15 protein-coding genes and 1 pseudogene are annotated in these 13,155 nt (G+C 72.6%); 3 read left to right on the forward strand and 13 right to left on the reverse strand.

Annotated features, from left to right (window positions below; translation table 11 throughout):
• Positions 1 to 70 precede the first annotated feature (70 nt).
• The 6 genes from ACH54P_RS00880 to ACH54P_RS00905 form a co-directional block, all read right to left on the reverse strand.
• On the reverse strand, positions 71 to 682 hold the full coding sequence (locus tag ACH54P_RS00880) for a hypothetical protein (protein ID WP_489910360.1): 612 nt from the start codon (positions 680 to 682) through the stop codon (positions 71 to 73).
• The gene (locus tag ACH54P_RS00885; protein ID WP_489910361.1) at positions 679 to 1,038 is read right to left on the reverse strand and encodes a hypothetical protein; all 360 of its coding nucleotides are present in this window, start codon (positions 1,036 to 1,038) and stop codon (positions 679 to 681) included. The genes ACH54P_RS00880 and ACH54P_RS00885 overlap by 4 nt, the downstream gene beginning before the upstream one ends.
• A 107-nt stretch (positions 1,039 to 1,145) precedes the next feature.
• Positions 1,146 to 2,294 carry a hypothetical protein gene (locus tag ACH54P_RS00890; RefSeq protein WP_489910362.1) on the reverse strand — a complete coding sequence of 383 codons (1,149 nt, stop codon included), beginning with the start codon at positions 2,292 to 2,294 and terminating at the stop codon, positions 1,146 to 1,148.
• 107 nt (positions 2,295 to 2,401) lie between these two features.
• Positions 2,402 to 2,842 carry an SMI1/KNR4 family protein gene (locus ACH54P_RS00895; protein ID WP_489910363.1) on the reverse strand — a complete coding sequence of 147 codons (441 nt, stop codon included), beginning with the start codon at positions 2,840 to 2,842 and terminating at the stop codon, positions 2,402 to 2,404.
• A gap of 30 nt (positions 2,843 to 2,872) precedes the next feature.
• On the reverse strand, positions 2,873 to 4,195 hold the full coding sequence (locus ACH54P_RS00900; protein WP_489910364.1) for a DUF5919 domain-containing protein: 1,323 nt from the start codon (positions 4,193 to 4,195) through the stop codon (positions 2,873 to 2,875).
• A 7-nt stretch (positions 4,196 to 4,202) separates the two neighbouring features.
• Complete coding sequence (locus ACH54P_RS00905) at positions 4,203 to 5,081, reverse strand: serine/threonine-protein kinase (protein ID WP_489910365.1); 879 nt, start codon at positions 5,079 to 5,081, stop codon at positions 4,203 to 4,205.
• 206 nt (positions 5,082 to 5,287) lie between these two features.
• Between ACH54P_RS00905 and ACH54P_RS00910 the strand changes: the two genes are divergently transcribed.
• A complete protein-coding gene (locus ACH54P_RS00910) occupies positions 5,288 to 6,121 on the forward strand; it encodes a MarR family winged helix-turn-helix transcriptional regulator (RefSeq protein WP_489910366.1) in 834 nt (277 codons plus the stop codon).
• Positions 6,122 to 6,127: 6 nt separating this feature from the next.
• Here ACH54P_RS00910 and ACH54P_RS00915 read toward each other — a convergent pair whose 3' ends face one another.
• The gene (locus ACH54P_RS00915) at positions 6,128 to 6,883 is read right to left on the reverse strand and encodes an MBL fold metallo-hydrolase (protein ID WP_489910367.1); all 756 of its coding nucleotides are present in this window, start codon (positions 6,881 to 6,883) and stop codon (positions 6,128 to 6,130) included.
• A gap of 21 nt (positions 6,884 to 6,904) precedes the next feature.
• Positions 6,905 to 7,687 carry an alpha/beta fold hydrolase gene (locus ACH54P_RS00920; RefSeq protein WP_489910368.1) on the reverse strand — a complete coding sequence of 261 codons (783 nt, stop codon included), beginning with the start codon at positions 7,685 to 7,687 and terminating at the stop codon, positions 6,905 to 6,907.
• A gap of 75 nt (positions 7,688 to 7,762) precedes the next feature.
• Between ACH54P_RS00920 and ACH54P_RS00925 the strand changes: the two genes are divergently transcribed.
• Positions 7,763 to 8,185, forward strand: coding sequence for a MarR family winged helix-turn-helix transcriptional regulator (locus ACH54P_RS00925; protein ID WP_489910369.1), 423 nt, complete (start codon positions 7,763 to 7,765; stop codon positions 8,183 to 8,185).
• 16 nt (positions 8,186 to 8,201) lie between these two features.
• Here ACH54P_RS00925 and ACH54P_RS00930 read toward each other — a convergent pair whose 3' ends face one another.
• Positions 8,202 to 8,843 (reverse strand): CoA transferase subunit B, encoded by a 642-nt coding sequence (locus ACH54P_RS00930; protein WP_489910370.1) that lies wholly within the window; start codon positions 8,841 to 8,843, stop codon positions 8,202 to 8,204.
• Position 8,844: 1 nt separating this feature from the next.
• Complete coding sequence (locus ACH54P_RS00935; protein ID WP_489910371.1) at positions 8,845 to 9,615, reverse strand: CoA transferase subunit A; 771 nt, start codon at positions 9,613 to 9,615, stop codon at positions 8,845 to 8,847.
• 105 nt (positions 9,616 to 9,720) lie between these two features.
• Here ACH54P_RS00935 and ACH54P_RS00940 point away from each other — a divergent pair, with 105 nt between their 5' ends.
• Positions 9,721 to 10,485: an IclR family transcriptional regulator gene (locus ACH54P_RS00940; RefSeq protein ID WP_489910372.1), complete on the forward strand. Its 765-nt coding sequence runs from the start codon at positions 9,721 to 9,723 to the stop codon at positions 10,483 to 10,485.
• Positions 10,486 to 10,630: 145 nt separating this feature from the next.
• On the opposite strand, the pseudogene ACH54P_RS00945 reads toward ACH54P_RS00940, so the two are convergent.
• The 3 genes and pseudogenes from ACH54P_RS00945 to ACH54P_RS00955 all read right to left on the reverse strand — a co-directional run.
• Positions 10,631 to 10,834 (reverse strand): annotated as a pseudogene (locus ACH54P_RS00945) (3-hydroxyacyl-CoA dehydrogenase NAD-binding domain-containing protein); the annotation flags it as partial.
• A gap of 428 nt (positions 10,835 to 11,262) precedes the next feature.
• Entirely contained in the window at positions 11,263 to 11,700 is a 438-nt protein-coding gene (locus tag ACH54P_RS00950; RefSeq protein WP_489910373.1) for a hypothetical protein, read from the reverse strand.
• Between the two features lie 534 nt (positions 11,701 to 12,234).
• Positions 12,235 to 12,504, reverse strand: a complete 270-nt coding sequence (locus tag ACH54P_RS00955; RefSeq protein ID WP_489910374.1) for a hypothetical protein — start codon at positions 12,502 to 12,504, stop codon at positions 12,235 to 12,237.
• Positions 12,505 to 13,155: the final 651 nt, after the last annotated feature.

A 13,155-nucleotide genomic window follows, 5' to 3' on the forward strand; every position in this document is an offset into this window, starting at 1 on the left:
CGTAGCACTCGTTGCGACCGTTCAGAAGACGCAATGTCGCATCGATGACGGCGACGACGGAAGAGCGATGTCAGGGCCGGGCGTGCTCCCTGGGGTCGGGCGGGGCCGCGACGTCGTCCACCGGGGGTTCGGCGCGCGCGAGCGGGATCGCGCAGCCGAGGGCGAGCGTCGCGATCGAGCTCCAGAACAGGACCGCGACCCAGGCGCCGCGCGCGGTGGCGAGGCTCAGCGCCGGCGAGATCACCGAGCCGGCGACCGCCCAGGCGGGAACGGCGGCTAAGGCGAAGGCCCCGAGCGCGATCCGCGACCAGAGGGCACCCCGGCCCGCGATCGCGTAGCCGCCCGCCATGCCGAACAGGGGCAACACGAGCGCCCCGCCGCCGAGGCCGTCGCTGAACGGGACCTGACCGGCCACGATCGTGGTGACGGTGTCGGGCGAGACGATCACGGCGATGGGGAACGCCAGCGGCGCGGCGACGAGCCACCGGTGGCGGCGGGTGAGCCACGTCCAGCCGAACAGCGCGCCGGTGACCAGGCCGGGCAGCAGGATCTGGACGAAGGTGCCGTACCAGTGCACGGTGGTCTCCGGCCCGGCGACCTCGACCATCATCCCGCGCAGCCCGGCGGCCCAGGTCAGGCCCGCCGCACCGCCGGCGGCGAGCGGGCCCGCGAGGCGGCTCATCGGGCGAGAGCGCGTTGCCGCGCGCCGCTCTCGAGCAGTCCGACGCCGGCGATCGTCAGCACGATCGTGGCGCCCGCGATGAGCCGCGCCCACGTCGGGGCCTCGACGAAGAAGGCGGGCAGCGCGAGCAGCCCGGACAGCGCCCGGGAGACGCTCATCGCCAGCCGCCCGGCCCGGTTGCCCCGCCAGGCCGGAACGGCCGCGGCGAGGGTGATGAGCCCGAAGACCCCGCCGAGCACGACAACGACCAGCGGCGGCGCCCCCTCGACGTTGACGGCGGCGACGCCGACGAGATCGGCCACGCCGAGCACGACGCAGATGACGTAACCGGTGGTGAAGGCGGGAGTGCGGGTCATGGTGTCCTCCTGGAGTCTCGAAGCGGCCTCCAGACTGGGCCGACCAGGCTCCCCGGACCACGACGCGCGCCCACCGAGCGCTCACCGTTCCGCGGCCCGGCGCCGGCTCACGGCAGCGGAACACGCATCGCCGCCGGCATCGACTGCTGGTACAGGTTCTCCCACGCGGTGTTGTAAACGGTGTCGGCTCCGGCGTCGTAGCCGGGAGGCCACCCCGTCGCCAACCCGGTCACCGCGCCGCCGTAGGACTTTCCGTGCCAGTATCGGCGGAGCAACCGGTCACAGTTCTTGCCGGCGTATCGGCCGTTGCAGGGGACCTGCTCGCACACGCTGAGCAGGGTCGCCCCGGTCAGCCCGGCCCGGCTGCGGGAGCGCAACTGCACCTTGATCTCGTCGAGCGCGAACTCCTCCGCGTGCCTGCGCTCGTCGACGTGCTTGTTCCCTTGCGCGAACCCGACGATCTCGCCGTCGCACTTCGCGGCCACCATCGCGCAGTTCATCGCCCGGCGCAGCTCGCGCAGGAAGCTGCGCCGATCGCGCCGTACGGCCATGGTCGTGCGCGGCACACCGGGCCGGTGCGACCAGAACCGCCGCAAGTTGTCCGGCAGGTCGGCCATCGCCCTGGTGAGGACCCAAGCCGCCAGCGGTGCCGGATTCGGCGGGACACAGTTTTGCCCGCATGTCCGCTCGCGTACCACGATGTGCTGCCGGATCTGCGTCGCCGTGATGCCACCGGCGAGCGTCGCGACGAACGGCCCCACGAGATTTCCCGGCGTCAGCGCCGACGGCCGCGCGGCGGCACGCGGAATCCTCGCCTCGTCCGGCAACCTCGGCCGGGGAGCGGCAGCCGGAGCCGCCGCGGCCTGGCTGAACCGCTGCCAGTCCTGCGCCGCCAGGTACACCAGCACCCCCGTGCCGACGACCGCCAGCCCGATCAGCACCACCGGGCTCTCCACCACTACCGCCGCCGCCCCGGCCGCGAGCTTGGCGGCGCCGCCGACCACCACGGTCACCAGTGCCGCGCCCTCGGCGCCCCCGATGATCCCGATCACCGTCAGCGGCACGGGCCCGGCCAGCTGCGGTGCCACCGCGCTCGCCAGGTCCCCGCCGAACCGCTGGGCCACGACCAGGTCCGCGGTCGCGCGATTCCCCGCCGCGCGCTGAAGGAACAACAGGTCCGAGTCTCGGCGGGGCGAGGGCACCGCCTTCGGCGCCGCCTCGGCCCGCGACACCGGACGTTGCTGGTGGTCCCGCATGCCTGACCTCCCCCCGACTTTCACCCAGAGTGACGGGTCGACGGGAGGGAGGTAAGGACCACCAGGCCGCCCGAAAGGGCCGAATGGGCTGCCCTGCGCTCTGCCGTTCAGAACCGGCCGAGGAGGACGAGCGTGCTCTCCTCCGCCCGGGCGTGGCCGGTTTCGGTGAGGTCCGCGGCGCGGGCGAGGAACGCCGTGAGCGACGGCGCCTTCGGCTCGTCCAGGTCGGGCACGTCGGGCCGGAACACGACCTGGCCGTGGGTGCCGCGCTCGCCGACCGCGTCGGTCGGCATGCGGTGCGTGTCGATGATCTCCTCGACGGCCAGGAAGTGGTGGAAGCCGGGCGGGCCGGACAGCTGGCCGGGGTCGTCCTGGCCGGCCGACGCGCGCGGCCGCGCACCCAGGCCGTCCGGGAGGGCGAGCCCGGTCGCGGCGGCGAGCCGGTCGAGGTCGTGGTCGGTCGCGCCGGGCCGGAACGGGGCGGTCCCGGGCAACCGCCGCTCGATGAGGGGCTGCAACCGCGCGAACTCGCGGGCGGTCTGGTGCATGGCGGCCAGCCTGTCGTACGCGCCGGCGAGTCAGCCGTTCTCGGTCCCGGTGAGAGGGGGTACGCCGTTGTTCCACAGTGCTTCGGCCTCGTCGACGAACGTCTGGTAGCCCGGTGAGCTTCCGGGCTGGAGGACGAACTTCGGTTCCCCGGGTGCCTGGTAGGTGTAGTACTCGGCGAAGACGGCGGACAGGGGACCGGTGTGGCCGGGACGGCTGTCCGTGGCGATGATCCCGACCGTGAGCGGGTGCGAGACCAGCCGGACGGTCAGGTCGCCGTCCGTCGCGCTCTTGAGCTCCGACAGGAGCCTCAGCGTGTAGCGCACCCGTTCCCGGACGCTGGCGGGTGACCGGTGCACCGGGTAGCGCGAAGCGACGGCGTCGATCGCGGCCGATTCGGGGTCGACGAGCAGGAACCTGATCGCGGTGCCGGCCTTCAGGAGTTTTTCGAGCTTGGAGTAGTGGTTGTTGACGAAGGCGTTGCGGGCCATGCCCGTGATGAACAGGTCGGTGGCGCTTTCGATCGCCAGCTCCAGCTCCGGGCCGAAGCTCTCGCCGAAGACGGGACGGCGGGCGCGGGCGAGCTGCTGGGGCAGTGACAGCGGCCAGGGCGTGCCGTCCTCCCACAGGCGCTCCGCCTCCGCCGCGAAGTGCTGGTACCAGGGAGTGTCCTTCGGCTCGAGGACGAACACCGGCGCCGCTTCGCCGACCGGGTGGTACTCGTAGTGCTGGACGCAGACCATCCCGCGCGGCCCGGCCACGTCGAGGCAGTTGAACCCCGCCGACGAAATCCGCGAGGAGACGCGCACCTCCAGCCGGCCGGTCGTCTTGCTCCGCAAGGCCGTCAGTTCTTCGAGTGTCGTCATGACCCGCTGCCGCAGCCGGCCGCTGCCGAGGCTCTGCGAAACGCGGCGATCGGCCGTTTCGATGAGGACGTCGTCGGTCGGGTCCAGCACCAGCACGCGGATGCGGCCGCCGGCTTCGAGGATGGCGAGCATGTCGCTGCGCATGCCCTGGACGGTCCTGGTCATCGAGTGGCCGACGAGCAGGACGTCGAACGCAGCGGCCCGCCGGGGAATGAGGTCGTCCGGGAAGCGGGTCTTGAACAGCGCCGTCGGGTCGGCCTGGTGGGATCTTCTGACCTGGTCGATCAGCCGCCGTGACCGGATCTGCGAGAAGGCCAGCAGGGCCAGCAAAGCCAGGACCACCGACGACAGCGTCTTCACGTCGGAGACGCCGGTCGCCCCGAGGACGGTGAACGCCAGGGCGACCACGCCCAGCAGGTAGAGATCCAGGTTGTCGTCGTTGATCGCACGGACCAGGGCTCGCCTGATCCGCCCGTGCTCGTCTCCCACGAATGTCCTACCGTCGTCGGCTGCGCTCGCCCTCCAGTATCTCCGACCACGGTAGGTGCCGGGCGCGGGAGAGCACCACCGCGCCCAGCGCCACGACGAGGACCGTTCCGGCAAGCAGGACGCGGACCCGGGGCGCGGGCAGTTCGGCCGCCCGGCGGGGCATGGCCAGGTCGGCGAACATCCGCTCCGCCTCCGCCATCGTGGGCCGGGCGGACGGCTCGGGGCGCATCAGCCCCAGCACCGTGTCGAGGACGGCTTTGCGCTGTCGTGCTGGAGCTTCGCCGCCGGATGGAGCTTCGTCGAGTGCCGTGTGCAGGGTGGCGCCGAGCGAGTAGACGTCGGACAGGAAGTGCGCGGTCCCGCCGGCGGCCACTTCCGGGGCCTGGAAGGCGCGGGCCGGGCCCAGCCCGAAGTCGGCGATCTTGGCCGTGCCGTCCGGGGTGACCAGCACCCGGTCCGGGCTGATCCCGCGGTGGAGGATGCCTTCCGCGTGCGCGGCCGCCAACGCCGAAGCCACCTGCGCGCCGAGCTTGGCGACGTCTTCCGGCTCGAGACCTCCCTGCTGCTCGATCAGTTCGGTCAGGGTCCGCGCCGCCAGGTCTTCGGTGATCACGTACGGCGTGGCGTTCACTTCGAAGACGTCGTGGACGACGACCGCGTGCGGGTGCCGCAACGAGAGGGCCACGCGGGCGTCGCGGATCGCTTTGGCGCGAGCGCGGTCGGAATGCGCCGCGTCGAACGGGCAAGTGGCGGAAAGCCGTTTCACGGTGACGAACCGGTCGTGCAGCTCGTCTTTCGCTCGCCACGCGGAACCCGCCGGGCCGTGGCCGGCTTGGTGGAGCAGGTGGTAGCGGCCGGCGAGCTTGTTCTTCTTCGTTGCCACCACGGACCCTCCAAAGTCGACGGCGTCATCAGGCACTACGGCCGGACGAGGACTTCGGTTCGGCAAAACGGTGCATTGGCTGAGCCGATCGGCCGATCGGTGAAACCCTCGAAATATCGTGGGCGACGGTGTCGGATCGGCGGTGCACCGTTCGTGGAGCAGGTGAGCGGCCGCCACGAGGGGCGCCGCCGGAACCCGCAGGGGATGAGATGTCGCACCCGGAGCCCGTTGCCCGCCGCATGTACGACCTGGTCGAGCCCATCGGCCTGGTGCCCTACTTCGCCGACGAGTCGGACGAGGCCCTGATGGCGCTGGGCCTGCGCAACGTGTGGGACGCCTACTTCGCCGGGCGGGCCGCGCCCTTCGGCCGGTCGGTGCCGGCCGAAGTGGTCCACGCCGTCTTCTACAACTTCGCGCCCGGCGAGGTCGCCCGCCACCTCCCGCGCGTCTGGGACCTGACCACGCCCGAGGCCGCGCTGGCCGCCCGCGAGCGGGGGTGCGTCGCGGGGATGCGGCGGGTCCTCGGCGACCTCGCCGACGACCCCGGCGTCGCGCGCGCCGGCGACCTCCTGCTGAAGGCGGCGACCAGCGCGCCGGTGGAGGGACGTCCCCTCTACGCCGCCCTGCGCGCGCTGCCGGTACCGCGGGAGCCCGTGGCCCGGCTGTGGCACGCGGCCACCCTGCTCCGCGAGCACCGCGGGGACGGCCACACCGTCGCGTTGGTGGCCGAGGGCGTCGGCGGGACGGAGGCCCACGTGCTCCACGCGCTGTCCGTCGGCATGCCCGCGCACGAATTCGGGCGGGTCGGCCACCTCCCCGCCGCGCAGCTGACCGCGGTCGTCGACGGCATGCGCGCCCGCGGCCTCGTCGGGACCGACGGCCGGCTCACCGCCGCCGGCCGGGCCACGAAGGAACGCGTCGAGGCGCTGACCGACCGGCTCGCGGAAGCGCCGTACCACGCCCTGAGCCCCAGCGAGCTCGAGCGCCTCCTCGCCGACCTCGAGCCGATTTCGGCTGCCTTCCGGGCGGCCTTCCCGATGTAGCGCCCCTTACGGCACGTCCACCCGGACCCCGGGCAGGACGATGCGCACGTCGACGTCGGGAGCGAGACGCGCGACCGCGTCGGCGTAGTGGCGCGGATCCTGATCGGCCTTGGTGAGCATCCGGTCGCCGAGCCGGCCGCTGTGGAACGCGTAGTGGTGGGGGACGGCGACGGCCGGCCGCAGCACGGCGGTCAGTTCCGCCGCCTGCTCGGCGTCCATCACCACCTGCGTCAGGTCGGCCGGGCGCACGCACAGGCCGTTGGTGGGCAGGATCGTGAGGTCGATCGGCCCCAGCCGGCCGGGGATCAGGTCGAGTTCGGGCACGCGCAGCGAGTCGCCGCCGAAGAAGACGGTGCGGCCGCCCGCCTGGAGCACGAAGGTCACCTCGTGGACGCCGTGCTTGCCCGGCGTGGCGGTGATCGTGAGGTCCCCGATCCGGGTGGACTCCCACGCCTCGATGGTGTGCAGGGTGCGGAACCCCTTGTCCTTCGCGAGGGCGGTGACGGTGCCGGGCCCGACGATGGGCGTGTCCGGGTCGAGACCGCGGGCCACGAGGGCGTCGAGGTCGCAGTGGTCGTAGTGCTCGTGGCTGATCACGACGGCGTCGAGGCGGTCCGGCAAGGACGCGGGCGCCGCGAGTTCCTCGCCCTGGTAGTAGGTGGCGGTCTGGGTGAACCACGGGTCGGTGAGGATCCGCAGGTCGCCGAGCTCGATCAGCTGGCAGGCGTGCGCGATCCGGGTGACCGCGAGAGGGGTGCGCATTCCGGGTCCTTCCAGGAGCGATCAGTCGAAGAGGGCGCCGAGCAGTTCTTCGGGCGTCTCGACCTGGGGCAGGTGGCCGGAGCGGGGGAGCAGGGTGAACTTCGACGTCGGGATGGCGGCCGCGTACGCCTTGCCGTACTCCGGGCTGACGATCCCGTCGCTTTCGCCCCACACGACGTGCACGGGGAAGTGGCCGAGGGTGGTGAGCCGGTCCAGCAGGGTCGGGTCGGACATGGTGGGCCCCGCGTAGGAGATCAGGGCCTGGATGTCCGGGCTCGGCCCGCTGCCGGCCGCCGCCGGGGGCGCGGGGGCCTTGCCCGGGTCGTGGAACGACAGCTTCCGCAGGTCGGCGGGCGCGAGGCCGGCGACGCTGGTCACGGGGTGTCCTTCGACCTCGATCCCGATGCCGTCGACGATCACGGCGCCGCTGACCCGGGGGCTGCCCAGCAGCGCGATTTCCGCGGCCAGCCAGCCGCCGAACGAATTGCCGAGCACGGTGACGTCGCTGAGCCCGAGTTCGTCGAGCAGGCCGACGTAGGCCGCGGCGAGGGCGCGGGTGGAGTCCACGCTCGGCACCCGCGGCGTGCCGGCGAAGCCGGGGTGGGTCGGGGTCAGCACCCGGGAGTGCGTGCGCTGCGCGAGCAGGTCGGCGAACCCGGTCACCGTCGCCGGGCCACCGCCGCCGTGCAGGAGGAGGAAGGGGCGGGTGTGGTCGCGGTCCTCGACGGTGACGGTGCCGTCGGCGAGCGGTGCGGTCAAGACGCGGGTGGGCCGGAGGCTGCCGGCCGGGACGGGGATACTCATGTAAGTAACCTTATATAAATATCCTTAGTTTGCCAAACGCGAGGAGGACCGCCGGTGGTGGGATACGCTGCGTCGGTGTCACCGTCGCTTAAGGAAATCGGGCTCGCGGTGAAGCGGCTGCAGTGGCGGCACCACCGTGAGGCCAACCGCCGGCTGTCCGCGCACGCGGGGCTTTCCCTGGTGCAGTGGGACGTGCTGCGGCACCTGCACGAGCAGCCGGAAGCCACGCTGCACACGCTGGCGGAACTGACCTTCCAGACCGACCAGTCGATGGGGACCCTCGCCAAGCGGATGATCGACCGGGGCCTGCTCAAGCGGGCCGACGGCCCCGGCCGGGCCACCCGGCACGAACTGACCGACGACGGCAAGCGCGCGTACGAGGCCGGGTCGGTGATCCTCGAGGGGGTCCTGGCCGAATCCGTCGGCGCGCTCACCGAAGCCGAGCGGGTCGTCCTGCACGAGCTGCTGATCAAGGCCGCCCACGCCGGACCGCGCTGACCGCCTCCCGTTCGGGTCAGGAACCGCCGGCGGTCCGGATGGGCGGGCCCGACTTCTCCCGGACTTCGTCGAGCGTGACGCCGGGGGCGAGTTCGGCCAGCCGGAGGCCGTCCGCGGTGACGTCCAGGACGCAGAGGTCGGTGATGATCCGCTGGACGACGCCACGGCCGGTGTAGGGCAGCGTGCACTCGTCGACAACCTTGTGGCTGCCGTCGCGGGCGGTGTGTTCCATCAGCACGATGACCCTCTTGGCCCCGTGGACGAGGTCCATCGCGCCGCCCATCCCCTTGACCATCTTGCCGGGGATCATCCAGTTCGCGAGGTCGCCCGCCGCGGAGACCTGCATCGCGCCGAGGATCGCGGCGTCGATCTTGCCGCCGCGGATCATGCCGAAGGAGAGGGCCGAGTCGAAAAAGGACGCACCTTTGTGGACGGTCACGGTTTCCTTGCCGGCGTTGATCAGGTCCGGGTCCACCTCCTCCTCGGCGGGGTAGGGGCCGACGCCGAGGATGCCGTTTTCCGACTGCAGCACGAGTTCGACGTCGTCGGGCACGTAGTTGGGCACCAGCGTGGGCAGGCCGATGCCGAGGTTGACGTAGTCGCCGTCGCGGAGTTCGGCCGCGGCGCGGCCGGCCATCTGGGCGTGGTTCCACGGCATGTCAGGCACTCTCCTCGGGGATGCGCACGGTGCGCTTCTCGATCGGCTTGTCGGCGGCCTGCGCGGGCGTCAGCGGCAGCACCCGGTGGACGAACGCGCCGGGCAGGTGGACGGCGTTCGGGTCGAGGTCGCCGGGCTCGACCAGCTGCTCCACCTCGGCGACGGTCACGCGCCCGGCCATCGCGGCCAGCGGGTTGAAGTTGCGGGCCGAGTCCTTGAACACGAGGTTGCCGTGCCGGTCGCCCCGCCAGGCGCGCACGAGCGCGTAGTCGGCGGAGATCGCGCGCTCGAGCAGGTACTCCTTGCCGTCGAAGACCTGGCGCTGCTTGGCCGGGCTCGCCTTCGCGACTTGGCCGCGGGCGTCGTACTTCCACGGCAGGCCGCCCTCGGCGACCTGGGTGCCGACCCCGGTGGCGGTGAAGAACGCCGGGATCCCGGAACCCCCGGCGCGGAGCCGCTCGGCGAGCGTGCCCTGGGGCGTCAGCTCGACTTCGAGCTCGCCGGCCAGGTACTGGCGGGCGAACTCCTTGTTCTCGCCGACGTAGGAGGCCACGACCCGGCGCAGCCGGCCGGCGCCCAGCAGGACCCCGAGGCCCCAGCCGTCCACGCCGGCGTTGTTCGAGACGACTTCGAGGTCGGTGGTCCCGGCGGCGAACAGGGCGTCGATCAGGGTGGCGGGAACGCCGCACATCCCGAAGCCGCCCACGGCGAGCGTGGCGCCGTCGGGGATGTCCGCGACGGCTTCGGCGGCGGACGCGATCACTTTGTCCATGCCGGACATCAGAAGACAGCCCGGGCCACGCGGTCAACCAGTGAACGCGCTCCACCTCGGGATTGTTCGTATCGCGGTCGATGACGGCCCGGTAGTGTTCACTGAGTGAACGCACCACCGGACCTCGTCGGCCGCATCTACCGCTCGTTGCGCGCGGTCGCGGCGAACGAGCCCGAGGGGGCGACGACAACCGCCATCGCCCGGGACGCGGGGCTGCCCCGGCCGACCGTGCACCGGCTCCTGACGTCGCTGCAACGGGTGGCGCTGGTGGAGCGGGTCGCGGGCACCGACAACTGGGTGCTGGGGCCGGAGCTGTACCTGCTCGGCGTGGCGGCGGCACGCCGGTACGACGTCACCGAGCTCGCCCTGCCGGTCGTCCGGCGGCTCGCGCTCGCCACGGGGGAGAGCGCGTTCTTCTCGGCCCGGCGCGGCGAGGAGACGATCTGCCTGGTCCGCGAGGACGGGGCGTTCCCGATCCGCAGCCACGTCCTGCACGAGGGCGCCCGGTTCCCGCTCGGGGTCGTGTCCGCGGGCATGGTGATCCTCGCGCACCTGCCCGACGCCGAGATCGACGAGTACCTCGGCCGGGCGGCCCTCGCCGCGGAGTTCGGCCCCCAGCACGAGGCCGCGGAGCTGCGCAAGCACATCGCGCGGACGCGCAAGTACGGCTACGCGGTGAACCCGGGCCTGGTGGTGGCGGGCAGCTGGGGCGTCGCGGCGGCGGTCTTCGACGCGGCCGGGACACCGCGGTGGGCGCTGACGCTCACCGGGGTGGAGCACCGGTTCACCGCCGACCGGCTGCCGCAGCTGGGCGGACTGCTGCTGCGCGAGGCGCACGCCCTGTCGGAAACCCTCTCCGGCCGGAGCTAGCGCCGGTGTGCGGCAGGCGCCGGCCGTCCGGGGCTCGTCACGGCCGGTCGTAGGTGGAGAAGCCGCGGCCGGTCTTGCGGCCGAGCAGCGGCGGGGGGCGCGAGCGGTTCCTTGCACTCCTCGTAGCGCGATTCGGCGCCGGCCTTGGGATCAGCGGCGCGTTGACCACGAACCCCGCGCGGTCCTGGCAGAGGATCGCCTGTTTGCCGAGCGTGTCGCCGGCGAAGGCGCGGTCGACGGTGGCTTCGGCGGTGAGGAGGCTGGGGACCAGCTCGACCAGGGGGGGCACCGGCACCGGGGTGAAGAAGTGCACGCCGACAACCTGGGCGGGACGACCACGACGTCGGCCCGGACCGGGCGCACACCTCGGCGATCCCGGCTCCCATCAGCCCGCATCCGACCACGCCCGGTTCGGCGAACAGCGCGAACGCCGCCTCGGTCAGGCGTTCCTTGGCCGGCATGACGTGATCTTCCCGGACCACGAGGTGCTCCTGCGGGCCGTCGAGGAGCGCTTGCGTGGCTCGACCGACCGCACAGCCCTGATCGCGGCGACCGAGGGAGCCCGGCTGGTCCTGCGGCACTACCTCGCCGAAGGTGAGCGCGTGCGGACCCGCTACCGCCTCACGCGGAGTGTGCCGGCGCTGCGCGACTGCGGCGAAGACGACGCACCGTCCATTGTGGTCTTCCGCACGAGGACGGACCTCGACGCCGTCCTGCCCGAACTGAACCGGGTCCTCGCCACGGACCGGCCCGCCGGTCCTGGGTGCCGGGCGAAGGTCACCGGCCGAGTGACTGCCGCGCCCGGGCGAGCAGGGCGTCGGCCGGGCGCGCGGTGCGGGGACTGCGGTAGACGACGTCGGGGTCTTCGTCTTCGTCTCCTTCGACGAGGCCGTCGTCCGCGGGATCGTCGGCCCGGGCCTGCAGGGCCTTGCGGACGGCGTCGAGGATCACCTCGTCGGCGGTGCCCGCCCGTTCGCCGACGTCGACAACCTGCCGGACCAGCTCGAACCGGAAACCGTTCAGGCCGGCCGTGACCTGGCCCTGCATCCGCGGCGCCAGGGCCGCGAGCGTGAACGCGAGCAGGCCGAGCACGCCGAAGGTGCCGGCCAGGGCCTCGTGCTCGGTGAGCATCGCGGTCGCCGCGAGGGCGACGAACGCGACACCCGCGCTGACGAGGACCACCCCGCCGAAGTGACTTTGAGTACGGGAACTCACACCGCAAGCTAACATGCCGGACGAGGCCACTGTGAAGACAGCGGGGGTGCGCATGTTCGGCAGGCGCTCGGGTCCGGACGCGAAGCGGTTGCTGCGGGCCATCCTCCGCGACTCGCGGCTCGGCGCCAAAGCCAAGGCACAGGCCCTCCTGGAGCTCGCGTCGGACCTGTTCCCCCTGGGAGATCCCCAAGTTCGCGCCGAAGCGCTCGACGCCGCCGTGCGGCTCTCCGGCGAGAGCGGCGATCCGAGGGCCAAGGACGAGATCGTCGGCCGGATCGGCAGCGAGCTGGCCGCACTGGCGGACGCCGGTCTGCGCCACGGCATCGAGGGCACCGAAACGCTCGGGGATTCCCTGCTCTCGCTGGGCCGCAGGCTCGACAACCCCTCGCTGGCCGGGATGGTCTTCGAACGGGCACTCGCCGTCCACCAGGCGCACGGGAACCTCAAGGGGCAGGCCGACGCGCTGACGCAACTGGCCGCGCTGGACGTGCGGGAGAACCGCGACCAGGGTCGGGCGGAGCGCGCGGTGCGGATCTACGCCGAAATCGGCGACGACAAGGGCCGGTTGTTCGCGCTGAACCTCGCGTCGATCGCCGCGAAGCGGCGGGGCCGGCCGGCGCAGGCGGAGAAACACCTGCGGGAGGCGCTGGACATCGCCAAGGCGTGCGGGGACGTCGACGGCGAGGCCGGGACGTTGCTCGGACTCGCGAGCCACATGATGGCCACCCGGCGCGACGTCGAGCGCGCCGAGAAGTACGTGCTCGCCGCGCGGGAGCTGATCCCCCGGCTCACGGACCGCGGCATGGCGATCACCATCCACACGATGCTCGGGAGCCTCGGCCTGAGCCGCGGCGACTTCGCCGCCGCCGAGCGCGACCGGCACGAGGCGCTCGGCTACCACACCGAAGCGTGGGCGGAAAGCACCGCGGCCGTCCGGGGCGCGGCGGCCGACAGCCTGGCCGGCCGGGGACGCACCGACAAGGCGACCCGGGAGGCGCTCGAGCAGGTGAGGCTGCTCGAACAGCAGCGGCGCCGGCTGGGCAACGCCCGCAACCAGGCTCGCGCCTACCGGAAGAACCGTCCGGTCTACCGGCGGGCACTGGAACTCGCCGCGGCCTCGGGCGACGGCGAGGCCGCGCTGGAGGTGGTGGAAAGCGGCCGCGCGCAGTCCCTGGCCGCGGTGCTCGGCGGTGATCCGGCGCTGATCGCGCGCACCGCGTTCGACTTCGACGGTGAGCTCGACCGGCTCCTGCGGCGCATCTCGACGTTCGAAGACTCCCCGGACGTGTTCGAGACCGGCGGGAACCTGACGCCTCAAGCCCGCGCCAAGTGGACGGCGACGATGGCGAAGGCACTCGAGGAAGACCACGAGCGCCTCGCCGACCTCGTCGGCACGGAGCTGCTCCGGAAGGCGGGGCCGCCCGAGCCCGTCGCCGATCACCGCGCCGCGCTGCC

The organism is Amycolatopsis sp. N2S4-7 (assembly GCF_058119595.1).